The sequence below is a fragment of the Sporosarcina sp. FSL W7-1283 genome (assembly GCF_038003105.1).
GTDB classification, from domain to species: Bacteria; Bacillota; Bacilli; order Bacillales_A; family Planococcaceae; genus Sporosarcina; species Sporosarcina newyorkensis.
Genome location: NZ_JBBOOL010000001.1, coordinates 2874149 through 2898638 on the forward strand (window position 1 = coordinate 2874149; position 24490 = coordinate 2898638).

General features: G+C 39.9%; 23 protein-coding genes and 1 other RNA gene. 3 read left to right on the forward strand and 21 right to left on the reverse strand.

The window, feature by feature from the left end; all coding sequences use genetic code 11:
• Positions 1–63 precede the first annotated feature (63 nt).
• Positions 64–612 (reverse strand): hypothetical protein, encoded by a 549-nt coding sequence (locus MKY93_RS15070; protein WP_340759913.1) that lies wholly within the window; start codon positions 610–612, stop codon positions 64–66.
• 253 nt (positions 613–865) lie between these two features.
• Entirely contained in the window at positions 866–1015 is a 150-nt protein-coding gene (locus MKY93_RS15075; RefSeq protein ID WP_340759915.1) for a hypothetical protein, read from the reverse strand.
• Between the two features lie 479 nt (positions 1016–1494).
• On the opposite strand from MKY93_RS15075, the gene MKY93_RS15080 reads away from it, so the two are divergent.
• Positions 1495–1683, forward strand: a complete 189-nt coding sequence (locus MKY93_RS15080; protein WP_340759917.1) for a hypothetical protein — start codon at positions 1495–1497, stop codon at positions 1681–1683.
• A gap of 133 nt (positions 1684–1816) precedes the next feature.
• Here the strand turns inward: MKY93_RS15080 and MKY93_RS15085 are convergent, their stop codons facing one another.
• The 7 genes from MKY93_RS15085 to MKY93_RS15115 form a co-directional block, all read right to left on the reverse strand.
• On the reverse strand, positions 1817–2086 hold the full coding sequence (locus MKY93_RS15085) for a DUF6678 family protein (protein WP_340759919.1): 270 nt from the start codon (positions 2084–2086) through the stop codon (positions 1817–1819).
• Positions 2087–2214: 128 nt separating this feature from the next.
• Positions 2215–2952 (reverse strand): YwqG family protein, encoded by a 738-nt coding sequence (locus tag MKY93_RS15090; protein ID WP_340759921.1) that lies wholly within the window; start codon positions 2950–2952, stop codon positions 2215–2217.
• A gap of 374 nt (positions 2953–3326) precedes the next feature.
• Positions 3327–3425, reverse strand: a complete 99-nt coding sequence (locus tag MKY93_RS15095) for a putative holin-like toxin (protein ID WP_340759923.1) — start codon at positions 3423–3425, stop codon at positions 3327–3329.
• Positions 3426–4431: 1006 nt separating this feature from the next.
• Positions 4432–5682 carry an IS4 family transposase gene (locus MKY93_RS15100; RefSeq protein WP_340759925.1) on the reverse strand — a complete coding sequence of 417 codons (1251 nt, stop codon included), beginning with the start codon at positions 5680–5682 and terminating at the stop codon, positions 4432–4434.
• Positions 5683–5974: 292 nt separating this feature from the next.
• Positions 5975–7723, reverse strand: a complete 1749-nt coding sequence (locus tag MKY93_RS15105; RefSeq protein WP_340759927.1) for an ATP-binding protein — start codon at positions 7721–7723, stop codon at positions 5975–5977.
• 11 nt (positions 7724–7734) lie between these two features.
• Positions 7735–8886: a hypothetical protein gene (locus MKY93_RS15110; protein ID WP_340759929.1), complete on the reverse strand. Its 1152-nt coding sequence runs from the start codon at positions 8884–8886 to the stop codon at positions 7735–7737.
• A gap of 143 nt (positions 8887–9029) precedes the next feature.
• Positions 9030–10961: a DUF2075 domain-containing protein gene (locus MKY93_RS15115; RefSeq protein ID WP_340759931.1), complete on the reverse strand. Its 1932-nt coding sequence runs from the start codon at positions 10959–10961 to the stop codon at positions 9030–9032.
• A 585-nt stretch (positions 10962–11546) separates the two neighbouring features.
• Here MKY93_RS15115 and MKY93_RS15120 point away from each other — a divergent pair.
• The gene (locus MKY93_RS15120; RefSeq protein WP_340759933.1) at positions 11547–13289 is read left to right on the forward strand and encodes a GIY-YIG nuclease family protein; all 1743 of its coding nucleotides are present in this window, start codon (positions 11547–11549) and stop codon (positions 13287–13289) included.
• 483 nt (positions 13290–13772) lie between these two features.
• On the opposite strand, the gene MKY93_RS15125 is transcribed toward MKY93_RS15120, so the two are convergent.
• The 4 genes from MKY93_RS15125 to MKY93_RS15140 all read right to left on the reverse strand — a co-directional run bounded on the left by MKY93_RS15125 (position 13773) and on the right by MKY93_RS15140 (position 16022).
• On the reverse strand, positions 13773–14075 hold the full coding sequence (locus MKY93_RS15125) for a hypothetical protein (protein ID WP_340759935.1): 303 nt from the start codon (positions 14073–14075) through the stop codon (positions 13773–13775).
• Between the two features lie 158 nt (positions 14076–14233).
• Positions 14234–14842 carry a replicative DNA helicase gene (locus MKY93_RS15130; protein WP_340759937.1) on the reverse strand — a complete coding sequence of 203 codons (609 nt, stop codon included), beginning with the start codon at positions 14840–14842 and terminating at the stop codon, positions 14234–14236.
• Between the two features lie 163 nt (positions 14843–15005).
• Complete coding sequence (locus tag MKY93_RS15135; RefSeq protein ID WP_340759939.1) at positions 15006–15269, reverse strand: DnaB-like helicase N-terminal domain-containing protein; 264 nt, start codon at positions 15267–15269, stop codon at positions 15006–15008.
• Positions 15270–16022 carry a conserved phage C-terminal domain-containing protein gene (locus tag MKY93_RS15140; protein WP_340759941.1) on the reverse strand — a complete coding sequence of 251 codons (753 nt, stop codon included), beginning with the start codon at positions 16020–16022 and terminating at the stop codon, positions 15270–15272.
• Between the two features lie 170 nt (positions 16023–16192).
• Here MKY93_RS15140 and MKY93_RS15145 point away from each other — a divergent pair, with 170 nt between their 5' ends.
• Complete coding sequence (locus tag MKY93_RS15145; protein WP_340759942.1) at positions 16193–16522, forward strand: winged helix-turn-helix transcriptional regulator; 330 nt, start codon at positions 16193–16195, stop codon at positions 16520–16522.
• 301 nt (positions 16523–16823) lie between these two features.
• On the opposite strand, the gene MKY93_RS15150 is transcribed toward MKY93_RS15145, so the two are convergent.
• The 8 genes from MKY93_RS15150 to smpB form a co-directional block, all read right to left on the reverse strand.
• Positions 16824–17984: an S-layer homology domain-containing protein gene (locus MKY93_RS15150; protein WP_340759944.1), complete on the reverse strand. Its 1161-nt coding sequence runs from the start codon at positions 17982–17984 to the stop codon at positions 16824–16826.
• Positions 17985–18189: 205 nt separating this feature from the next.
• Positions 18190–18384 carry a hypothetical protein gene (locus tag MKY93_RS15155; protein WP_340759946.1) on the reverse strand — a complete coding sequence of 65 codons (195 nt, stop codon included), beginning with the start codon at positions 18382–18384 and terminating at the stop codon, positions 18190–18192.
• Between the two features lie 251 nt (positions 18385–18635).
• Positions 18636–19325, reverse strand: a complete 690-nt coding sequence (locus MKY93_RS15160; protein ID WP_340759950.1) for an AIM24 family protein — start codon at positions 19323–19325, stop codon at positions 18636–18638.
• Between the two features lie 519 nt (positions 19326–19844).
• A complete protein-coding gene (locus tag MKY93_RS15165; RefSeq protein ID WP_340759952.1) occupies positions 19845–21323 on the reverse strand; it encodes a purine-cytosine permease family protein in 1479 nt (492 codons plus the stop codon).
• 838 nt (positions 21324–22161) lie between these two features.
• Positions 22162–22311 (reverse strand): hypothetical protein, encoded by a 150-nt coding sequence (locus MKY93_RS15170; RefSeq protein WP_340759954.1) that lies wholly within the window; start codon positions 22309–22311, stop codon positions 22162–22164.
• A 177-nt stretch (positions 22312–22488) separates the two neighbouring features.
• Entirely contained in the window at positions 22489–23412 is a 924-nt protein-coding gene (locus MKY93_RS15175) for a S66 peptidase family protein (protein WP_340759956.1), read from the reverse strand.
• 147 nt (positions 23413–23559) lie between these two features.
• Positions 23560–23921: a transfer-messenger RNA gene (gene ssrA / locus MKY93_RS15180) on the reverse strand.
• Between the two features lie 93 nt (positions 23922–24014).
• A complete protein-coding gene (smpB, locus tag MKY93_RS15185) occupies positions 24015–24482 on the reverse strand; it encodes an SsrA-binding protein SmpB (RefSeq protein WP_340759958.1) in 468 nt (155 codons plus the stop codon).
• Between the last annotated feature and the right edge of the window lie 8 nt (positions 24483–24490).

Consider the following 24490-nt stretch of genomic DNA (forward strand, 5'->3'; position numbering starts at 1 on the left):
GGGATTTTTTAAAGAAATTATCTATTCCAGTAATGAGCAAAAGTAAATCCTGTAAATGAAAAATTACTTCCCTGCTTTTACAGCAGCGAGTTCAGTCGTCACTTTTCCCGCTGCATCCGTGATTTTTATAATGCCGATTCCTTTTGCGAGATACACCCGGGAACCGTCCGGATATTTCAGAATCACCGTGTTTTTAAAAGTACCGGCTTTTACTTTTACAGTCTTTGGCTTATTTTCAACGAGAACTTTATAGTCATCAAAGTGATCGCTTTGTATAAAAGTGGAGCCTTGCTTTAGCGGGTAAGGTGCACTTACAAAAACAAAATCCGAATATCCTAAACTTGCCGACAGTCCGAAATCGTCTTCAATATATACTAAATTGGCCAACTCCGGATAGTGTTGACTCTTTTTATTGTATAAATACGTAAATGTCTCTTCTTTCTTCACGTGAAACGTTTCTTTCGAAGGCTCGGTGAATGAAGGTGAATAGGTCAGGATTAAGCCATCGTTTGGAGAAAGGCCACTGTTTTCTGCCGCTGAAGCCGTACCGGCAGGCGCAGTGTAGGAAAAGCCGAGAACTAAGATAATGATTGCGAATAATGTTTTTTTCATTGGAATCACCCTTTCGTGATGGTTGTCTACTTGGAAGTTTATGAGACAGCTACTGTTGCTAGAACTGGCTGGGGAATAAATGTGGTTATACAGATGCTATTTGCTGCCTGTTATTTAATGATACCCTCTGTGTCTTTCTATCAAACTGTAATTATGTCTATTTGAAAAACGCTACTGATTGAAAAAAGGGATATCGGCCAAGAGTTTCCTCTTGGCCAATATCCCTTGTGATCGGTGCTGCCTCAGCGTCGTATTATTTTTCTGTTTGTTTTTGTTTTTTCTTCAAATACTCTGCACGTATTTTTTCAAGCTGTTGCTTTTTATCAAATTGTGCAGGCTTATTTTTTTCATGATATTTGTCCACGGCTGCCTGACCTTTGGCATCTAGTTGATATTTTCCCACTTGGTTCACCTACTTTTCGTGTCATCTTTGAAGACGATTTATACAAAATATTTCAAAATCTTATTTTACTGATGTAGACATTCTTACTTTATTAGTATACTCCCATACGTCGCAAATATCAGTAAAACCTGTTTTATTGCACATGGAGGTGGTTTTGGCGCACCACACAATTGTGTTGGTTTGAGCATTGATGATTGCTTGAACTAACGTGAATGTTTAAGTTTTCACGTTTGTTTCCTGCACCTCACACTATGTTTGTAGTGGATGAGAACCAGGTACTTGCTTTTCATGGCTAGATTCTCATAATCGCCAAGCTTTCATTGTCTATTGGCTTATAATGTATACATGTCAGAATAGTGTCCGAGTTGTGTGTCACACAGGCACCCCACTAAGAATTCTTTATATCATAGTGTTACTATTTGAAAGGTAGAGGTTACCAGATACATATGAAGTTATTATATACTCATCGGGAGGTAGAAATGGATAAAAAGCGGATAGATCAATTAAACAAAAGGCAGGAAGCAGACGAACATCTTTTTTCTAATATGTTTTTAGCTGATTTTTGGGAGGACAGCGAGTATGCAAAAGAATCTTATCAATCTGAGCCACCTACGGATGAACTAATTGATTCAATTAGTGATGGGTGCCTAACCAAACAATTGTGTTAGTTTAAACATTCGTGTTTGTTCAAACTAACGTGAATATTTAAACTGTCACGTTTGTTTCTTGCGTAGACACCCAACAAACTATGTATACAAGTCAGAATAGTGTCAGAGTTGTGTGTCACACAGGCACCCTAAACTAATATCTTGGCCGGACTCGAATCCACTCCACATTGTAAAATGGTACAATACCCTCTATCCAATCTCCCCAATACCAAACATCCTTTTCAAATTCTTCAGGGTGTAATAGATCATCTAACAAATACTTGCCTTGGTATGGTGGCGGAAATAGCAACGTATTGATAACTGCATCTTGGAGTTTTCGCCACTTTGTATCATTCATGAGAGAAATTAAATTTCTTTCAGCAATGGTCTCCATTACTCTCATTTTATTTTGATTTGGTATCATTGGGAAACCTCAATTCGATAAGTGATATGTTGACGTCATGGTTGTGAAAATTTCGTTTACCGAAATACTCATACATTTCTTAGGACTTTTCTATAAGCTCCAGAACGGATCATCGTGCCGGCATCTCACTAGCAACATTGCCAATCATACACTACTTTTGAAAAATCCCTATTTTTCAAAGCTTCCTTTGGGATGGAGAAGACACAGTTCCCAGATTCCCCAAACATAATGCCGCATTCCTCATCAATATCCAGTTGCAATAAAAGAAAATCGTCATCGTCAAAACCGATATAGTCATTCTGAACAAAATAGGGATAACCGCCAACTCTGCTATCGCTACTATAGCAATCATCACTCAGTTTCTCATATTCTTCTTCTGATAGCTTCTTCATAAAAATTTCTCGAAATAGATCTAATGAGGAAGACATAGGCATCTCTCTTGATGTAAAATACATTTTGCCGCTGTGTGAAAAAGGAAGACTTTGGTTATATTCTTCACCTTCATAAGGATGTTTCTTTACTAACTGTCCTTCATTTTCTTCATAATCTTCAATGTATTTTACTAGAATAGGATCTTCCAAACCATACATATCATCGTTTGCAACAAAAAATTGCAGTAATCCCTTTTTAGGTAATTCATCCAGCTCTCCAATATCCGACAGATTGATTTGTGCTAAAAACAACATAGGTTTTCCAACTTGATCGGTTGGATAATCTTCACTGTTTTTCAAATAGGGACACCCACCTAATTTGCTATCCCAAGGTTTTGTTTCTTCACGCTTAAAAATTATCTCGTTACTATACCTAAATGTGCCTTTAGTTAGTTTTTCATGTTCTTTCAAAAGTTTTGGAATTTCGTATTTCATTAATGTAAATCCCCCATTCCTTAATAATTCTTGGTGTCCTACGCTAAATGTCTAATTTTTTCTGCTGATGAATATTGCTTTATAGGAATCAAATGTTGAGATTTCTTGAATGGTTTTATCTGTTGTACATTGTAGAAAAACTACCTTGCCTTGTGTTTGAATTGTTTGGAGACCTGGTACTGGATACTAAACGTTTTGGTTTTATTTTTGTATAGCTGTGGTATAATCAGCATATAATAAAAAAAGCTGAACGTCTACGAAACGTCCAGCCAATCACAGTCGCACACCGCATGAAGAGCGGATAGCCAAGAACAATAAAATAGGTGTCAAAAGGAGTAACCCCATTAAAATCCTCGGTCAAAGGTAATGGGCGGTTACTTCTTTTTGTTAGTGACTGCGATTGCTACCACAACAGCTACAATCGCTGTTAGTACCGTAGCTAAGAATATACCGAATTGAAATAGCATATTCATTGATTCGTATGTCACCATATTTAAACACCCCCTTTCTCAAGGGAGTGCCAACCGCCCATCTGCTTTTATGTGCAACTGATGTTTTTAGTCTATCATATCCGCTGGTTGTTTAGTATCTTTTCTCTCTGGTCATTCATGCGTATAGTTCTCCAATGTGTACTTATACTTGCCGTCGCTTACAGGTACACATAAAATCATAAAATCTTCACTACTTCCTCTAAAAACCTTCAATAGTTCACTTTCACATCATCATTCAGACACTTTCTAATCTGCATTACCGCCGTATGATGCAAAACCTGTCAGTTAGGGCATAGTGATGGGTATCTGCCACGAAACTATTACGTTTGTTTAAACAATCATGAATGTATGTCACACAGGTACCTTTCACAAAGAAATTGCAGCCGTGAAACGTGATTCTAAAACTAATCCACCGGAAAGAAAGCGGACAACGTAGAAGTGGATTTCGAGAATACGGTATACCGCGTAGGTGAATGTGAGGGGTTAGGTTTCGGAGAATGTTACCCTTATTACGTTGACGGGATCAGGATAGATGTACTTCAAATAGGTTCCATTGTTCATGTTTTTATAGGTGTGACAGGGGAGCCTGATAATGCATGGCACAAAATAGAAGTTCAGAGTTTTGAAAAGAAAAAGTATGTCAGCAGAAAAGGCCTGTGTGGGAAACTTTAAGTGAATAGTACTTGTGCAAGAGAATATTGTGGATTCAACATCACACAGGTACCGTTTACTACTTACCAAATCATTTGAATACTTTTTCTAAACCGATATTCAATTATATTATAAAAGGTACCTGGTCCACATACAATTCAAGAACAATTTAAAATTGGGTCTAAGTTGTGTGAGGACCTGGTACCCATCACTAGCGTTGCGTTGTAACCATATGAAAACAAATATGTTTATTTATTCCAAGCAACTTATCAAACTAAAGTTAAAAAAGGGAACAGGGTTATACAGACTAACCAGTTCCCTTTTTTTGGATATCTATTTACTTATCTTTTTCTAGTGCTTTTTTTCTCTTTTTTTCTTTCTCTTTTTCCACAAAGTGCTGGCGATTAATTGGACTAACTATCGCATGGTCCTCGCCGAAATCGCGCGATTTCTTAGCCCTGTCAGGGATTTTCTGACGACCATTACTTTTACGCAGTGGTCGGTTGAAATCTTTCTTCAACCGGCCGATAGGGTTAAATAAATACTCTTGTAGCGTACTTAAAAAAGTCCACGCTGACTTTCCCGGGGCTATTTTCAAACGCATAATCTCGACCAAAGCGACGGTGATCAGGGCAATAAACATCTGATTCCAAATACCAGTAGGCGAATGACTGAACAAGTGATCCAGCTTGACGTGTTGTTTCAGCCACTTGAAAAAAAGCTCTATGTACCAACGGTTTTTATAGGTTTCTAAAATCTCGTCTTCTGTTAATTCCACTCGCTCAGTCAGCAGATGCACATCTTTGCCTGTATCATCTTTGAAATAAATGTACCGAAGCGGTTCCTTCCGAGTCAGCATAGAGACCAATTCGTTTTTAATGACTCGCGGGTTTGTAGGCTTGAATGAACGCAGGGTCTCCATCCGAAAATTCTTCCGGCAACGGACTAGAAAATGAATACCCTGCTGCAGCCAGCCACCGATCTTCGTCTTATGGGCATAGCCGCGATCCATCACATACAGCGTTTCATCTGCATCGATAATATGATTGACAGCGTCCGAATCGGAGACATTCCCCGTGGAAGGGATCATCTTCTCGGGAAAGACGCAGTTTGCGTCGGCTACAGCGACACGGACGTGAAGCTTGATTCCGGAGGAATCTTTAGAGATGGCTGTCCAGTCGGCTGCATTGTTGGGAAGCTTAACATAGGTTCCGTCTATGATACGGATCAGTCCCACATTCGGATGCAAGCCCTTAGAGGCGCCTTTCAGGAGCCAGAAGTGGGAAGCCAGACGTCCAAGAAGGTCAGCCAATTGCCCTGTGTCGAGGCCTGCAAGCCTTCTGCTTAGCTGGGAATGGCTAAAGGATTCGGTAGTAATCTCTTTTTGTAAATCTTTTTTAGCCCGGATTCCTGTTTCGATTTTTCGGAGATTATTCCAACCGCAAAGGTTGGCCAGAATAAAAACTTTTACAACTTCAAAGTCTGAAAGCTTCCTGGCATCATAATTGAAGATCGGGCAGGCAAGCGCATTTTTAGGTAAATTCGATAAGCATTGACAAAATACTAAATTAGGGTTTACACTTTTCATGGGTATTGCTCCTTTTGATAGTGTAGGGAACTGATTTAGTCGTCGTCCCTACCTACATTAGGAGCTTTTTTGTGTCTTCGCAAGAGTTATTATCTAATTTATTGAATTTCTTACTAGCATTTACACCTGTGCAACGCTAGTGGGTACCCATAAGTTCATTCATAAATTCATTGAAATATATGTGTCTTTTGAGTTCGGGCTTACATTAAATAGATCACTCGACAAAATTGGGTGGTCTTTTTCAGATCCATACAATGACAATTTAATTTAATACAGAATTCATTTAATTTTTTCAAGATTTTGATATCCATTGTTCAATAATTTCCGTCATGTCAGGACTATACCACTTTTCTTTCCATTCGTCTAAGAAACCAACATTTTGAGAAGAGGGTTCAGGATTACACATCTCGATCTTTACCAACGAAGGCATTGTAATAGAATCCCCGATTATAATCGCCTCTCCTTCTTTTAATGTTGGCAACGAAGATGTCACAGGTTCAATAACATCTGGTAATAAACGCTTTATATAGTTCTGATCATCAGGATTCGTTAATCTCATTGTAACGAAATTACTACATTGTGAAAATATTGTTTCTGAAATTTCCGATGGTCTTTGACTAACAATCATAGCAGAAATACCATATTTCCTCCCTTCTTTAGCAATTCGTTCGATCGCATTTCTAGAGGAATTATATCGTGAATTTTTAATTTTTGGTACATATTTATGTGCTTCTTCATAAACCAAAAGTAATGGAATTTCCCTCATTTCATTTCTCATGTTTCTCATTCTTTTATAGACATATGAAAAGTCAAATAGCAACCTAGAAATTAAGGATACTGTTATGCTCAATACTTCAAAAGGTACACCACTCAAATCGATAACGGTAACGTTATATTTTTCAGTTTCACTTCCGTTTTCGAAGCCTATTAATTTTCTAAGGACATCTTCAAATTGTATAGTTTCATTTGAATTCTGAAATAGAAATGATAATCTTTGATCTTCATATTTATTCTGAATACGTGATTTGAATTTCTCCAAAGTACCATCATTATAAGTACCTTTGCTCACAGACCCATTCTTCGTCTCTTTAAATTCATATATTTCCTCAAAATAATATTGCATTTTCTCATTCATTGTTGTGAATTCTTTATTTTCATCCATAAAGCAAATTTCATTTGGTTTCTTTGAATTTTTGGTTTCGTTCGATAAATTAATAATACAATTAATAACTTCTTGAATTGAAAACTTTATAGGCGTATCAAACGAAATTTCCTCTGCATTTAATTGTGGATTTTTGATTTTCTTATTTAATGTTATTACTTGTCTTAATAAAGATGATTGATTATAAGATTGATTTTCACCCGACTCTACAAATAGTTCTTCTAGTTCCTCTCCATTCATTAGCCAATATGGTAAATTTAAGTTTTCTACGTTCAAATGATTTCCTTCCGGAAAAGCCGTTCGATATTCATCATGTAAATCAAACAAAATAATACGTGAATGATTTTTTAAATGAAATTCCTCAAAGTTCTTTAAATTAGTTGCTTGTTGTAATATTTTCGATACCGTATGGGATTTTCCTGACCCCGTGGAACCAACAATAGCTATATGCTTATTAAAAAATTTATTCCCGTCTATTGGAACTGGCACATCTTTGTTTTGGAGAAGTGAGGAGAATAAAAATTGGCTATTAGTATCGATATTATTATAAATTGCTTTTATTTCTTCCGCTCTTGCACGTTCTACACCTGTCGGAGGAATAGCAATGTTATTTCCTCCCCGTTGAAATTCACCATCCGAATTTATAAACCCTACCGGTGCAGCTTCTAATATATAACTCTCCTTTCCTTTTTCTTCATCTCTTTCAATTGTGAAATTTTCAATCATACTTAATAATGCCCCATCTTCATGATCTGAGATTCGAAGATATGCCCCGACTGTGAACTGATCAGTATCAGCTTTAAATTTTTCAATATCATAAACTCTAACCTTAACTTTATCAGGTAATACAGATTCTACACGCGCAATTTTACTATCCACAATTTCAACCCCTAGCTAAGTAATTGTTTTATATCTGAAATGCAATTCATATAGATACTAACTTCTTTAGTCTCATATTTTAAAGGTATAACCTTTTTTTTGTAAAGCTGATACGTTTCTATCGTCCCTTTAAGCTCTATCAATTCAGATAAAACGTTTTGCTCTATAAATCGAATTTTAATACTTTCTGACTGTTTTTTAAACAGTTGATCCAACCTAATTCTATCTCCAGCAAAAAATGTTCCATCGTTAAAATGAAATTCATGATCTATTAAATTCATCTTTAATTTATTCAATATTTTTGTCTCCATTCCTCTAAAACAAATAAAAGGTGCAGGTGATGCACTACCATGCTTACCACTTCTAAAAAACTTTTTACTAATAGAATGAACTATTTCAAACAAATCCTCAACAATTTCATCAGCATTACACTCTATTATAAATACACGCTCATGGGGAATAACATGTGACTTAGTATGTGTAAAATTTTCCTTACGAATTATATTTAAATATTTTTCGTAAGATAAGTACTCTTGATAACCTTGTTCGAATACTACTCTATTATTATTTTTGATAATAATATCTAGCTGGTTTTTATCTAGAGTTCTTTCAGCCCGTTTCAAAATAGAACGAGAACTCAATTCCCCTTTGAACATAGCATGGTAATATATCGCAAGCTCATCTTTATCCAATTTGTAGATATGTTTGATTAAGTCTAATAGCTCTATAAATTGCTTCTCATAATCACATGAAAATTCCAGTAAAAAACGTTCTACAAAAGACTCTTTAATAGATTGATCGTAAGACAATGAATCAGGTCCCAATATCTCGTCCAATGTTTCTATGTCAATTCTTATTACAGCTTCTTCACATTCTTTAAAATAACAATATAATTTATATTTCTTATCTTTTTTTAAAGTGGATAAGTCGATTAATTGTTTAATCGCTCCCCTTATTTTACTCGGCGAATATTTTACTGCCTCTTTATGTTTAACTTGGATTACAAATTTTTCATAATCAATATCTTGCTCAACCTCAAATCTAATCTTTTGATTGGGATGTTTAAGAATTTTCATCAACGTCGCATCAAATTGGTACAGGAAACCCTTCATGGCATAATATCCACCATCTTTATCTTGTTTGTCTAGAACGTCTGTAGCCATTTTATATCTCTCCTCTTTATATAAAAAAAGCAGGTACCTGATCCCCAAACAACTCAAATACAGATCAGAATCGTTCCTGACTTGTACAAAGACCTGATTACATCACAAACACAACCCTTCAAAATCCGACAACTCCTAAACAATCACTCCCCATACCCATCCTGCTCATCCACCAAATACAAATTCCTCTGCCTTGCCTGCATATGTAGCTTGACACGCTGCAACCGCTCCTTAAAATAAGATTGCAACCCGGGATCCGTACAATAAACAAAACAACCCTTCTGTCCACGCGTCATTAATGTTCGATAAGTATTTCGTATAATCGGATCTGCAAGCTCATGAGCCCTGGCTGGATCTTCCTTTGCAATTTTCTTGATCCCCTTTAAGGACTGGTCCGTCTTAGCACGTTTTGTATGATCAGTAATAAGCTGCCCTTCTTCAACTCTCAAATCGTCCCCGATAATCACGCCGACATAGTCGAATTCCAGCCCCTGCGCCGTATGGATACATCCTGCTTCCCTAACGGAAGAATCCTCGATCGCCCACGTTTTCTCTATGTTCCAACTCATACCAAAATTATATTCCGGTATGGTGATATCATGATGATGTACATCGCGTCTCTGTTTAGAAGGCCAGTCCCAGCAATAGCCCGCCATCATCCTAGATTTATTATTTAATTGATTCAGCTTTTCTATTTCTTTCAACATTTCATTCGGATCATCGAACACGCGGAAATCATAGTCCATTCCCATATCGTTCACATTCGCGGTTTGCCGGATTTGCAATACATCGTCCAGCCAGGCTATATATCCGTCAGAACCGTTACAGCGAAATTGAGAAGTGAGACGTGAGTAGACGATTTTTGCGTTCAGTTCTTCTCCATACCTTTTAATTTCATCCGTGCTGCCAATATCCTGCAAGGTCACTTTTTGGTTTTCATCAATGAAGAACAAAGTGAAGTTTGCTCCCTTGATCAGTTCTTTAATCTGGTTCTCCCCTTTATTGCGGAATAGACCGGACTTTTCATTCAACCTATGCGCTTCATCCACGATCAGCACGTCGAATTCATTGTCTTCGACTTGTGTAAAACTGCCGGATCCTTTAAATAAATTATCGATATGCGACTTCTTGAAATCACCTTTCAGCTTTGTGCTGTATACATCGCGGGGTGCAGCGTTTTTCGTTACATACATGGCAACCAGGTCCTGATCAATTAATTTCACCAATAAATTAATAGCCATGACAGACTTCCCTGTCCCAGGCCCGCCTTCTACAATCATGACGTGCTTCTCATCCGTGCGAATGCATTCAAGCGCCAAATGAAATGCCTCTTCAAAGAACACTTTCTGTTCATCAATCATGATGAATTCTTCATTGCCTTGAAGCATGTTGTTCAATGCGTCTTGAAGCGACTTGGAAGGTCTGATTCTGCCATTTTCAATTTGATAAATTAAATTGTTTCGGTCACCAACACGGATATATTTCTTAATAAAGCTGCGCAGTTTTTGTATTTCACCCTTAGTAAATACAGGGGCTTTCTCGAGATGCTCCTCGTAGTGAACGTCGGTAAGCGGATCGTCGGCTATTTTCCGATAGTTATGTAAATAAGCACAAGGCTCGAGCCGAATCTCCCGCTGCTGCACATTCTCGTTAAAGTCTTCGATCAGCGCAGCATAGGACCATGCCTGATAGGAAGGATGCGTTGTTTCGCGAAGCCCTCCCCCAAGATAAGTCTTAACTATGGCGTCCCGACTCTCAATTTTTTCTACCATTTCCCACTGTTTCAGTTCCACTATGACGACATGGTCCTGATCCCCGTCGTTCCCGGCAATTAGAAAGTCCACCCGCTTTGAAGTGTTAGGGATGTTGAATTCGATTGCCACCGCAGCATCACGCGGTATGTCCTCATCCTGCATGACATTCGACATCTTTTGCAATGAATTCTCCCACGAACGAATTTCCGATTTGCTCGTCCTGCCTATCTTCTCTTGATAAGAACTATATAAACGGTCAATTAATAATTCATTGACCACATCTCCTACAAATTGCTCTTTCGTAGATTCATAAATAATCATTTTCACACCTGCTTTGGTTTTCATAAGCCAATTGAACGCGAACTCTTATATCATTCATACTATAGTTGTATAGTCTCATCCATATCATACCAGTGCGGTAAGCTTGCCACAAGTCAATTACAGATTTTTGGGAATCAAAACAGACCACGGCAATAAAAGATACCTGGTCCTCGCATATTTTATACAATACCCCAAATTGTTTTCAGTTGTTTGTAGCCCCGCTATCACAGGGCTAGAAAGACGGCTCTTTGCAAGGAGACAAGAAACCTTTCACCTTGTTTTCTAAAATTCTTCACTATATTTTCTGAACCGTATTCTACATGTGTATGGAAAACTGGTATATCGCTATGAGGGAATGGAGTAAGTAACACTTTAAATAAAAATGACAAAACGACCTTGTAATATACACTTTTTGTCTTTTTATAATCAAAATAGCACACAGTCAACATATAGATCACATGAACTGGTATAATAGATTCAATAATAAGATAAACGTCTGCTTGAATGGTGAAGTAGTCGCAAACTATCTATTTGTATTTCTTGTTACCGCAACTTGCTAAAAAATTATGAAAGGGGTTTTCTGAATTGAAGAAAGACAAAGAAAGTAAAAAGACGAAGTTATCCAAAGATCAACTAACAGGAGACACTCCAAAAATATATGACCAATTAAAATGGTTCGAAAAAACCGGGAGTGTTTTACTGTTCATTTTCTCTTTACTAGCTTTTGTATTGCCACAAGTAATCCTTATCCTCGGTCCAATAATTGCTTGGAAACTACGAAAAGCAATAAAAAAGAACAACAAGGTTTTTCAAAAGTATGAAGATCTGGCGATTATAGAGGATGGTAAAAATAGAAGTTTAGAAAAATTAGACGATGAATTAAAAGCTTTAGAAGTAAAGATTGCTAACAGCAATGAAGAATTGAATGTTGTTAAAGAAGAAATCGTTAATAACAAAGAGATATTCGGAAAACGAAAAGAAGAATTCAAATATGAAATTCGGGAAGAAATGAAACAGCAAATTAATGAAGCAACAGCAGAAGCTGAAAAAATTAGAGAAGATGCAGCCAATGATGCCGCAAATGTACTGAAAGATGTTCAGAAATATATTGAAGAGCGTGATCAGCTACTTGCTGACAATGAAAAAGCTGAGAAACAATTAAAAACAAACACTAACAAAATTATAAAGGCAAAAGCAGAAGTATTAGGAATCAAAACATTGACTGAACGCTTCCCCCTGGCAATTGATTATTCTAAATTAGAAGAAGAAGTCCGTAAAGTCAGTAAGTTTTATGATGAAGAAAGTATGCTGAAAAATTTGATTGAACTCGACTGTCATTATAAAAACTCTAAAGAACTTAGAAAAGAAATGTCCCGTAACAAGCGTGAGATGAACAAGGTACTGGATGCTTATGTGGATCGTTATACGACAAAGTCTAATAAAACAATCTATCAGTTAATGGTGATTGGCCTGCAGGCAGAATTACAAAATATCATATATACGCTCACATACTCAAAACTCGAAGAAGCACAAGAAAATGTGCGTGCGTTAGTGAGAAAATACTTGGCAATCTGCGCTGACGGCAATAATTCAATTCTGCCTACAATCACTCGGTTCCTTGCAGAAATCGAACCAGTTTTTCTGGAAGCGATTGAAGTAGAGCACTACTATTATGTAAAGCGAGAACGCGAAAAAGAGGAACAACAGGCGATACGCGAACAGATGAGGCAAGATGCAGCGGAAAGAAAAGCATTGAAAGAACAACAGAAAAAACTGGAGCAAGAAGAAGAAAAGTTCATAGTAGAAATGAATCGACATAAAGAACTACTGTTATCTGAAACGGATACAGAAAAAATATCAGGTCTCGTAGCCCGCATTCAAGAACTAGAAAATCAGCAGAATGAGCTTGAAGCGAAAAAAGAAGAAATTACACGGCTGGCAAATGGTAAGGCCGGATATGTTTACGTTATATCTAACTTAGGATCATTTGGTGATAATATGTTCAAAGTTGGCATGACGCGAAGATTAAATCCACAGGAACGCGTGGATGAATTAGGCAGCGCATCTGTCCCATTTAAATTTGATATCCATGCCATGATCTTCAGTAATGACGCAGTAGAATTAGAAAATCAATTGCATCAGATCCTGCATAAACAACGAGTTAATAAAGTAAATCTGCGGAAAGAATTCTTTGAGACTACTATTCAGGAACTGCAAGGAGTAGTGGAAGAAATTGATCCGACTGTAGAATTCAAGATGACTCTTGTAGCACAAGAATATTATCAAAGTCAGCAATTAAAGGAAGAACAACTCACTGATGTTGGATAAAACATTCAAAAATCTACTAAAAAAGGAACTGGTCCTCACCCCAGTTAAGAATAATTTCAGGTTATTCTAGTTGTTATTTTGACTCAGAATCAGGAAGTAGAGGACCGACTCTGCCTTACAATGAATTGTGTGAAGCCCTCGAATATGCCTATTCATTTTGGTATAACTTCTATATCCCATGATATAATTAGCATTTAATAAGAAAAGCTGAATGTCTATGAAACGTCCAACAATCTCAGTGGCACACCGCTAGAAGAGCGGATGACCCATTCAACAATTTAAGATGTTTTTACTCAAAAGAGTAACCCCCATTGTGATCCTCGGTCAAAGGTAATGGGCGGTTACTTCTTTTTCGATTGCTGCCACGACAGCCACAATTGCCGTCAGTGTTGTGGCCAAAGTGAAGGGTACACGAAACTATTACGTTTCTTTAAACAATCGTGTTTAATCAAAAAACCATGAATGTTTCTCACACAGCCCCCTTCAAACATGAAACAACACCATCTCCCCCGCTCTAGCGTGCCCGACATAAGCCGGAAACTCCACAACCCTTCCCTTCCGCTCAAACAAAAACTCTTCCTTTCCGGTATCAGCCGACGCCATCACTTCCCACATCAGACGATCAGCGTTTACAATCTTTACGTCATACTCCCTGAACTTTTCACCATGCAGTCGAAATACGTCCAATGAATGTTCCGCAAAATAGAAAGCGAACCAGTCTGTCGTGTTGGTCTTGACGGCAAACAGTTTGATCCGACCAATGCCCAGAACATTAGCTTCATGCATCGCAATGATTGCTGCTTTATCGGACTGCAGCTCTTTCAGCTTTCCGACATCTTCGCCGGCACAGATTTTTCCGGTCTATAATGCCCAGTAGACACGATGCGCAACGAGCCTCATGTCCAGTTCCACTGCAGATTCGAAAAATTCCCCGACCGTCATTTTCATCCGTTTCCACTCCTCTGGCGTCCCATACTCCCCATATCCTGCAGTTTGCCGGTCTCTTTGATATACGTCACCACCACTTTCCCAGTTGGTCCGTTCCGATGCTTGGCTATATCGATTTCCAATTCATCGGCCGGGATGGATTCCTTGTGGTAGTAATCTGCGCGATAAAGGAAAGCGACGACGTCTGCGTCTTGTTCGCTATTTCCTGAGTCACGCAAGTCGCTCATGAGCGGCCGCTTGTCCTGGCGTTGTTCGACTGCTCTTGATAGTTGCGACAGCACCACGACAGGGCAACTGAATTCCTTCGCCATATTTTTCAAGTCCGCGCTGATTTGTCCGATTGCTTGGGTTTGATTTGCTGGATTTCCGTCGGGACGGATGATCTGCAAATAATCGATGAAGATGATCGGCAGATGACCGTTCCAGCCGGCGCTCAACGCGAAGTGGTTCAATGTATCCGTCTTTCCCATTGACGGCCGGGCTGCCACGACGATGAATTCACTATTCTGAAACCCATTCAATACCAGATCCAGTCCCGCGAGACCCGTGGTGGTTCCGTTCGTTTCATCCAGCGGCGTGAACGGTCTTTCGTATTGCTGAATCAAGTCACTTTTCAAGGATGTCTCCGTGCTCCCCGCATTTTCCTCATGCAGGTGGTCGAAGGTTTGCTGGATTTCTGCGATGGACCAGTTGTCTTGCTATGCTAGCTGCAACAATCTCGCCTTCTCCCCTTCTTTCCATTTGCCGACGACGATTTCTTTATACTCATCAAAACGAGCGGGATGGGGGATGGGCGAAGTTCTTGAGCTCTGCCAGATAATTCGCTCCGCCTAGTTGTGCATGTTGCCGGATCGTCAATAAGGTGATGTGGTCGGCCGGCTTATTCGTTCTGGCCAGTTCGCGCATTGCACTGTAAATATTCCGATGAATGTGCGAGCGGAAGTAGGACGCCCGTATGTCGCTATCCAGAATATAATGGTGTTCGGTCAACATGGAGCCCAATAAACTCTTCTCGGCTAGTCGGCTGCTCATCTACCTCTCTCCTTTCGCGAAATCCAATTCGAACGACAGAAAAGGTTCCGTCTTGCGTTGAGCCGGCATTTCTTCGTTGAAATAGTTCTCGAAGTTCGTAGCATTGAATAATGTCGACGGCCGTAAGTAATTACGAAATTTCTCATCTTGCAGCCACTGGGATGCTTTCAAGTCGATCACTCGTTTGAAATCGTCGACTGTATAACCTTCGTTCAGCCGGGCAGTAAGAAGCCTCTTGGTGGATGCTGCATTCGCCTTGTATCTTTTGCCGGTTACCTGGTTCAGGTATTCGGTGATCGAAACCACCTCATTTTCCCGGAAGCCGACATTCTCTTTTTGAGGTTCTTTAAGTTCTTTAAATAATGGTTGTCCCAATGTGGGTAGCTCCTCTGGCTCATCCTGGTTATGTCCGTCTACCCAACCTGGTTCAGCTGATATGTCGAGCTTCGAATAGTTGATCCGGTAACGCTTGGTTTGGTCATTCTTCCGCTCATTGTATTCGGCTGTGGAAATCAGATACCCCTTCTTTTCAAGCCTGCCGATCGTTCTCTTGATGGTGTTCTGCGACCAAAATGCAAACTCTTTTCCCCAGTCTTCATAGGTCTTATACACCCACTTTTCTCCACCGCAGATATCTTTGGAGATTAGCGAGCGATAATGTAGTTGCTGCAAAAAAATGGCCTCGTTCAAGCCAACTTGATGAACCAGCGTAGGCAGCAGTTGTAAAGACGGTTCGTTAATCAATAACTTCATGTGTAATTCCCCCTTTGGATTTCTGATGAAAGGAGTCATTTCTGCTCCTTTGCAAGCTATATAGGGGGATTCTTGGAAAAGAATACAGGTGGGGTCAAAAATCCAGTGTTTTTTATCCGTGTATCCTTTTTCATCCCTCTAGCTATATAGGGAGAAAAAGGAGTGACGACATGACAAATTATTTAGCAGGCCATACACGATTCATGGATCAGGACGAGCTAGATCAAGCAGTCCGCGAACATTTGGAGAGAAACTGGAAAAGTACGAACAGGACGGATAGGGCGGTATTCGAGTTGATTCATTCGCAATCGGGAGCATCCTTGGTGGCGCATCTAACGCAGCGGGAGATGGAGGAGGAATTGAAGGTATCGAATTCCACAGTTCGGCGGGCGATTCGGAAGTTGATTGAGCTCGGGATGATCCGGCGGGTTCCGTTCATCGATCCGGATACGCAAGGGCCCGGTGCCAATATTTATGTGATTTTGCCTGTGGTGCTGTAAAAGGTAACAGGTCCCTAAACAACTTAGGAACAAATTAGAATTGTTCCGGAGTTGTTTGAAGACCTGGTATATAAAAACAAAAAAAGCCACAAACCTTGATGGAACAAGGTTTATGACGTTCAATGAAACTATATACTAGTATGTTATGGAAATGGTGTGAATCGAACCCATGTCTAAAAGATCTGCTGCTCAGCGTCTATGTGTGTAGACGGACTACTTTCAGTACGCTAAGATTATACCTTCAATAAAAGTTGTCTTGTACGCACTTCCGGGAATCTCTTTTGTTAGCCTGACATTATACTTATTTTAAAACATCAGCCAGTCCTAGTTCAACCGCCGACGTACCATAGAAAAAGCTGTCATCCATTTCAAACGCTGTCACACTGTACCGCACTTCGTCTCCATTCGCAAAGCGGACCGTCGCGATATACACACCTGGCTTTTCGATCATAATATGCGTAAAATTGTATTCGATTTTTTCTATTTTTACGTTGTTAGAAATATTCTCTCCGTCCACCTTGGCTAGAGCTATATTTTGTACCGTTTTATATTTCGTATTGAGCCATGCCACTGTCGGCAGTGATTCATCCGTCTTTTCTAACGTCAAACGCAGTTCGCTGCCCTCTTTTTTCACATGGATATAGTATTTTTGAGACTTCCACCCAGTTTCCCCTTGTCTTCCCGCAATGACCATTCCACCTTTTCCTTCTTTGATCGGGAATAGTTGAACTTGATCCTGCGTGCCTTTTTTCCCTTTGACTTCTACTGCTCGGAATACACCTGGATTTACTTCATCCGCGTTAACCGATTCAATTGTATCCCATCCTAAATCGCCCGCTTTTACCGTCACAGCATTCTTCATCATGACCTGCTCCGTCGCCGCAAGCATTTTCGCGGCCTGTCCTCTCGTAATCGATGCGTTCGGGCTGAATGTTGTAGGAGATGTGCCCGAAGTAATGCCGAGCTTGTAAATAACAAGTACGTCATTCGTAATGCCGACTTCTCCTTTGAACGGATTTTTCACATCCGCATTACGAGGCAAATCAAATGCTTTAACAAGAATCGCAGCCATATTTTTACGCTTAATCGGCTCATTCGGTTTGAAACTGCCGTCCGGATACCCCCCGATAATTCCTTCCTCCGCCATTTTCACAATCGCTTTATAAAATCCATGAGATGCTGGTACATCTTTGAATTTCTTGCCTTTTACATCCGATGTATCCAGACCTATCATCTTCGCAATAATCGCCGCAGCTTGTCCCCGCGTAATCGAATTTCCCGGCTTGAACGTGCCGTCCGGATAACCTCCTATTATATTACGCGCCGCCAGCTCATTCACCGCATCCGCAAAATGCTTCGACGGGGGCACGTCAGAATACACTTGCTTACCGGTAGCAGCCCCTGACAACGGCAAACTGCACGCCAGTAAGAATGCACCAATTACTGTAATTAACTTCTTCATTTCTATCATCCTTTCTAAACATCCCAATTCTCTATGCAGCGTATAGACGGGAAATTACTAAAAAAGTTTCAAAATACGAGGAAATATTTCGAGCCCTCGCAATGTGGCTTCGGAAAAAGGACGCAACCGGTCGACGTGATCTTTCATCGATATGAGTCTATCTATTTTAATCATTAAATTCCCTTCCACAACGTTCACATTTTTCTTAAGAAAAAGAAGCCGTACTCACCATGGAGGACGACTTCAAGCCTGTACAGATATTAAAGTTCAAGCCATGATTATGCCAGGCATTATAAAAGCCCGGAACATCGAGTCTCGCGATATTGGAGAAACCGTCAACAAATAAGTCAGCACCTTTTATTAACAGTGCAAATCCTACAATTAATAAAATATAAGCCATGGGTTTGTCTCTCTTCTATTCCATTCACGCGTTTTTATTATTATTTTCTGTGAGCATAAATACATATCCAATTTGTAAGGAATATTAAACGGATAACGTAAACAACCATTTCTAGAAGGACAACGTGCCATTAAGTAGGTAAAATAACTGTTTCAAACGAAATTCTTAATACTCTACATGGAATTTGGAATGTTTTAGTGCCTGCCACTAACAGTTAGACTTTCCCGACTGTTTACATATATTCCGACACCTTATTGAAGAAATGGCGCCATTAACACTTTGCCTGTTCCGCGATAGACATTTACCAATCCTTCTCCTGAAGCCGCCGAACCCATAAGTGTTTTTCCAGACCTCTCAACAGTAAATCCTAAACTGCCTGACCAAGCAATCGCCATATTCCCATCAATTTTCAACTCATCATTATCTAGCTCTACTTCTATCAGTTCTTCTCTCGGGTTAGAAGATTCAAGTGCGACCACTCCTTGACCAGCAAGTCCAAGATTGAACAAACCTTCCCCTCCTAATGCAGCAGAAGACAGGCTCGCGCGCATCACGGCTTTATGTTTTAATCCCGAATCACAAGCTAAAAACAGTCCGTCTTCAATGATGAGTGACTGATCCCACTCGCCAACATCAAGGAGCAAAATATGCTTGTACGTTGGTTCTAATACAAGTTTGCCAGTTCCCGTATATTCAGGTTTGATCGCAGATTCTTTTGTGACCTTTCCTCTGAATGTTTTCCCAATAAAATCTCCAACACCTTTAATCCCAGTTGTCGCTTTCACATCTCCAGCCATCCATTGCATAGAACCTGCCTGAATCGTAATATTTGCTTGATTGACATCGCAAACCAACTGTCTTCTTCTCACATTCATTTCAGACGCATAATATGCCGATTGCGCTGTTAATTGATCGACACTTAATTCTCTTTGAAACTCCACTACTTTAAAAGGGCCTAACTCTTCCCTGACGTTAACATTCGCATTATCTTCAAAATTTCTGATTGTAAACAGAATAATCTCCTACTTTCTTAACTTACTCACTTTTGTTACGAGGTGATGATTAATTATAACATGATAAAACCCAGTGCAGTGATTGTTATGATGTCTGTTATCAAGCAAGGTGCCATTAATAAAAGTTTAGTTGAACTGGTTAAAGTATCAATTGAAAATTCAATGTCTTCCTATTGAACTAAATTTGTTTGCTGACGATATTCCGTTAAAATCCAGTAAAATTTCATGACATTAAAAAACGCCATATACCTTGATATAACAAAGTTTATGACGTTCTATAAAAATATTTTTTGGACTAAGCGTGAGTCCAAACACCTTCTCCTAACAATGCTTTGATGTCAAAGTTTAAGAGTAGTTTTCTTACACCTAACTAACCTTGGCTATGTTTACTGACAACTATCGGAGATAAGATGCTATTCTTTGTAAAAGATCTAGACATACAGCTGATTAAATCCAATCCTCTTTCGGAACATCGTTTACTTCTCTCTTCGCATAATAGCGTCCTTTTGTCGTCATTCCAAAAATAATCGTCATAGCCGCTGCCAAAAGGGCAGCGAAAAATGCCGCAGTACTTTGAAGGAATGTGCCCATAAAACCGAGCGCTGCAATGGTACCAATAATCGTCGGAACTACTAGCGATACAACGCCGACTGGGTTCCATTTAAAAAGATTTTCTTGTCTGGATTCATAAAAACGTGGAGCGACTTTCAGCCCTTTTCTTAGCACAAGCGCATCTGTCACTAGTACGGCCGCCCAGCTCATGAGCGCAACGCCTTGGAAAGTCATTGCCATGTCAAGATGGTCAATGATTCCGCCCAGCATGAGAATCATCGCAGTGACGCCCCCAACAACGACCCAGAAACGACGTCCCGGCGTAAAGCCAAATGTGTTTTCAAAGAAGTTCGATAGGGATAACGAACTGCTGTAAATATTGGTAACATTAATTCGAACTTGTGTAAGCAGTGTAAACAGCACACCGCCAAGCCCTAATAGAATAACGATGTATACGCCCGGATTTGATTCGCCAAATGTAACTCCGAACCAAATGCCAAGACCGCCCATTACACCATAGCAGAAAATCTGCGGAATGAAACCGATTGCAATGGAACCAACTTTCAAATCTTTTGGTTTTAAAAAGCGCGCATAGTCCGATGCAATCAATGCAGTTAGCCCCATAATACCGTGCTGCATTCCGATACATAACAATAGTGCAGTGCCGCCGACTTTAACGCCTTCAGGCAAGAATGTCCATAAAGCCCCGTCAAATGGTGACGAATGGGTGAATGTCATAACGATCGCTGTAATTAAAAAGATAAAGAAGATCGGCAAGGACCATTTTTGCAATTTGTCCAGTTGCTTAATGCCGAACCAGTTCAATGGGATAATCACCGATCCGAAGACTATGATTAACAGCCAAACAGGGATAGCAGGAAAATAAGCATGAACAGCAGCAACTAAAATCATGCCTTCAAAGGCACAATACATAATAAAATTAGACGCGTAAATAAGTGAGGTTAATCCGGCTCCAACGTAACCAAATCCTCCGCGGGATAATAAGTTAACGTTCATGCCGGATTTAGCAGACAAATAAACAATGAAGCTTCCTAGGATGCCTGCGACTACAATTGCGTACCCCGCTGAGATGAGGGCATTCACCGCTCCAAATTGTAGTGCCATAACGCTTCCCATCTGGAAATAGAAGATCGCAGTTGCGATGCCGAATGTGATGTTGGTGATACTTAACCAGCTCATTTGCCGTTCCTCGCGCGGAACCCGTTCAAATGAGTAATCACCTGTAGTTTCTTCTTGACGTGGATTTGTATCCTGTTGTAGGTCTTTTTCACGCACAGTTTTATCCTGACGTGGTTCTTTCTTCCGAAGATCTCTTTCTTGTAACTTGTGATCTGCAGTAATATCAGATCGCATTGTACCAAATCCTTTCCATATTCGATTGTAATTATTCTTTGTCGCGGTGCTTAAGTATTTAGGTGGGGGCTGCAAAATAAGTTGGGGGAAAGCGATTGCAGGCTAGGTAGACTTTTACATGCAGTTGATTGACCAGAGACAAAATAAAAAAGCAGTGAATTTCTCCGCTCTCTTTCAGCAGCGTTTTCCCTCACTCTTATTTCTATATTAACATAATCTGGGGGTAGGTTGGAGACTTCCCCACAAAGTCTATCCAAAGTCCTATATCGATAAAATTCGACATTATACTTCATTTTCACGAATTAAAATGTGATGCCAGAGCCTTTATTATCGTATTTTCGCGGTTTATTGTTTGGTATGCCTAAACCGTCTTATTTCCACCTATTTAACGCCGATAAATACTTGAGCAATTTGGCGATAATGAGCCTTTTTTATTGTACATATTTGTTGATAAATAAGTAGAGATTTGTTCGTTTTGCATTCTTTGATCGGTTAGAAATTTGGCCGCTTTGACGGTTGAAATGAAACAGCCCGGAAAAGTATCGGGCTGCTTTCGTTTACTTTTATGATTCCCATGAAAAACGTTCCGGTGCGGGAAACAAATCTTGTGTTCTTTAAAGGCTTCTTTAGACTGTGGCCGATGCAGATCACATTTTCTTTGAGTGACGTCAATCTATTTATTTCATCATCCAAAATAATCCGACCATAAAAAGGAATATTGCACAAGAGATTCCTCTCATACAATATCCCTGATTCTCTTATAATAACACCCTTACTCTCATATAGAGACAGTGGCAACCGAAACAGCGTCAAAAGATACTGCTGCCTCAGCGTCATATTATTTATCTGTTTGTTTCTGCTTTTTTTCCAAATACTCCGCACGTATTTTTTCAAGCTGCTGCTTTTTATTAAATTGGGCAGGCTTGTTTTTTTCATGATACTTTACTATAGCCACCTGACCTTTGCTATCCAATTGATACTTCCCCATTTTTTCACCTACTATTCTTATCGTCCTTATAGACCATTTATAAATTTCTGAATTCTATTTTATTGAAGTAGACATCCTTACTTTATTAGTATACTCCCAATCCTTGCATACATCAGTAAAACCGGATAATTAATTGTATACCATGCCGATTCCCATCTCCACTGGCCTCATTTTCGACTACACCTTAACCACTGGCTCCATCACCGTCAACGTTCGATTCACCGTATCCATTTTCACACTGGCTCCAATAGGTACGGTGGCTTTATAATGGCCGTGTGCGGTTGCCAAGTTGGTCATTAAAGGTTTTCCAAGTGGAGCTAGAAATTCATTGATCACATCCATATAGCTTTTCCCGTAGGCCGATTCACAGTTCGTACATTGTCCCATAATGATTCCAGCACAATCTTCAAACTTCCGCGCCATCGCTAAGTGGTTTACGTATCGATACACCGTATTGATCGGTTCATGTGTTTCTTCCAAAAGAAGAATTCTGCCTTCCGTATTGAATTCATAGGACGTGCCTAAAGTACCCACGAATGACGTGAGATTTCCGCCTACAATCGGTCCTGTGACATTTCCCGGAACCGCTCCGATAAGTGGAACTCCAGGTGGGTTGGTAATTTGCCAAGGCGCCGTGACAGTCGATGTCGCCTTAAAGAATTGATTGAAATTATAGGATGGGGTTTGTGGATTAAAGTCTAACAATAACAAACTTTGGAAACCGATGAGGTCCGCATATTCAAACAACACATTTAATAAAATCGTGATGTCGCTGTAGCCCGAAACAATTTTAGGATTTTGTTTAATGACGGTAAAATCAAGGAATGGTAAAATACTTTCCACCCCGACTCCACCCCGGGCAGGTAAAATCCACTTCACTTCCGGATTTGTAAACATCTTCATTAGATCCGAAGCCATTTGCCGGGGAGTTGCCGCAAGAAAGCCATTAGCAGAATACACATGTTCCCCCACAACCACTTTAAATCCCATACTTTGTAACATCCGAATTCCTTCCGTAATGCGATTAGCCGCCAACGGACTTCCAAGCGTTACAATCCCTACAGTATCGCCCTTTTGTAATTGCTGCGGTTTTGTAGCCAAGACCCATTAGCTCCTCTCCCCATGTAAGTAATACACACAATTTATTCTCATGTATTAGCATATGTTTGCGGATTTGTTTTAGGACCTGGCAACGCGTATACAAAAAATCCCCCAGCCATTAATACTGGGAGATATCCATATACATCTATATGGAGACGGCGAGAGTCGAACTCGCGTCCAAAGGCTCTGCTACTTCAGCGTCTACGCGTGTAGATTGACTACTTTCGGTTCGCACAGCATTATGCCGTCAATCAAGGCGTCTTGTGTGCTATCCTGGGAATCTCTTCTGACAGCCTCAGGAGGCAGATGTCAGCGTAGCTCACTAATAAGTGAACCTGACGCCTCCACATGAGCGATGGAAACGAAAGGTAGATTCAGTCAGCTTACGCTGCGAATGCTAAGTTGTTGTTTGTTTTGCCAGTTATTATTAACTGTCGTTTCTGACGGAGACGATCCCTCCGACGCGCAGCTCAAGCCCAGACCACCCCTGTCGAATCCGTAACGTCCCCGAAGGAAAGTCCGGAACCCACATCCATTTGTCACTTTCAAATGGCGGGTCGTACTTGAAACTATTTATAGTATACAATAATTTGCGCTCTCAATCAATCTTGTTGCCTTGATTTGAAAGCACGTTCCATATCCCGTTTATGCTCTTTCTCTTTCAAGTCTTGGCGTTTGTCGTATAACTTTTTCCCTTTACCGACACCGATCAATACTTTAGCAAAGCCATCCTTTACATACATTTTCAACGGCACAATTGAATAGCCCTGTTCTTTTGTGATACCTACCAATGTACTGATCTGTTTTTTGTGAAGCAAGAGTTTCCGCGCACGCAATGGATCGTGATTGTGAATATTCCCTTGTTCGTAAGGGCTGATGTGCATATTGGAAATCCATGCTTCATTATTCCGGATTAAAACAAATGCATCCCGCAACTGCACTTTCCCTTTGCGGATTGATTTGATTTCCGTTCCTTTTAACACGATTCCTGCTTCAATCGTCTCTTCAATCGCATAATCATGATTGGCTTTTTTGTTGACAGCCAGTACTTTACCGGATCCTTTGGCCATGTTCCATT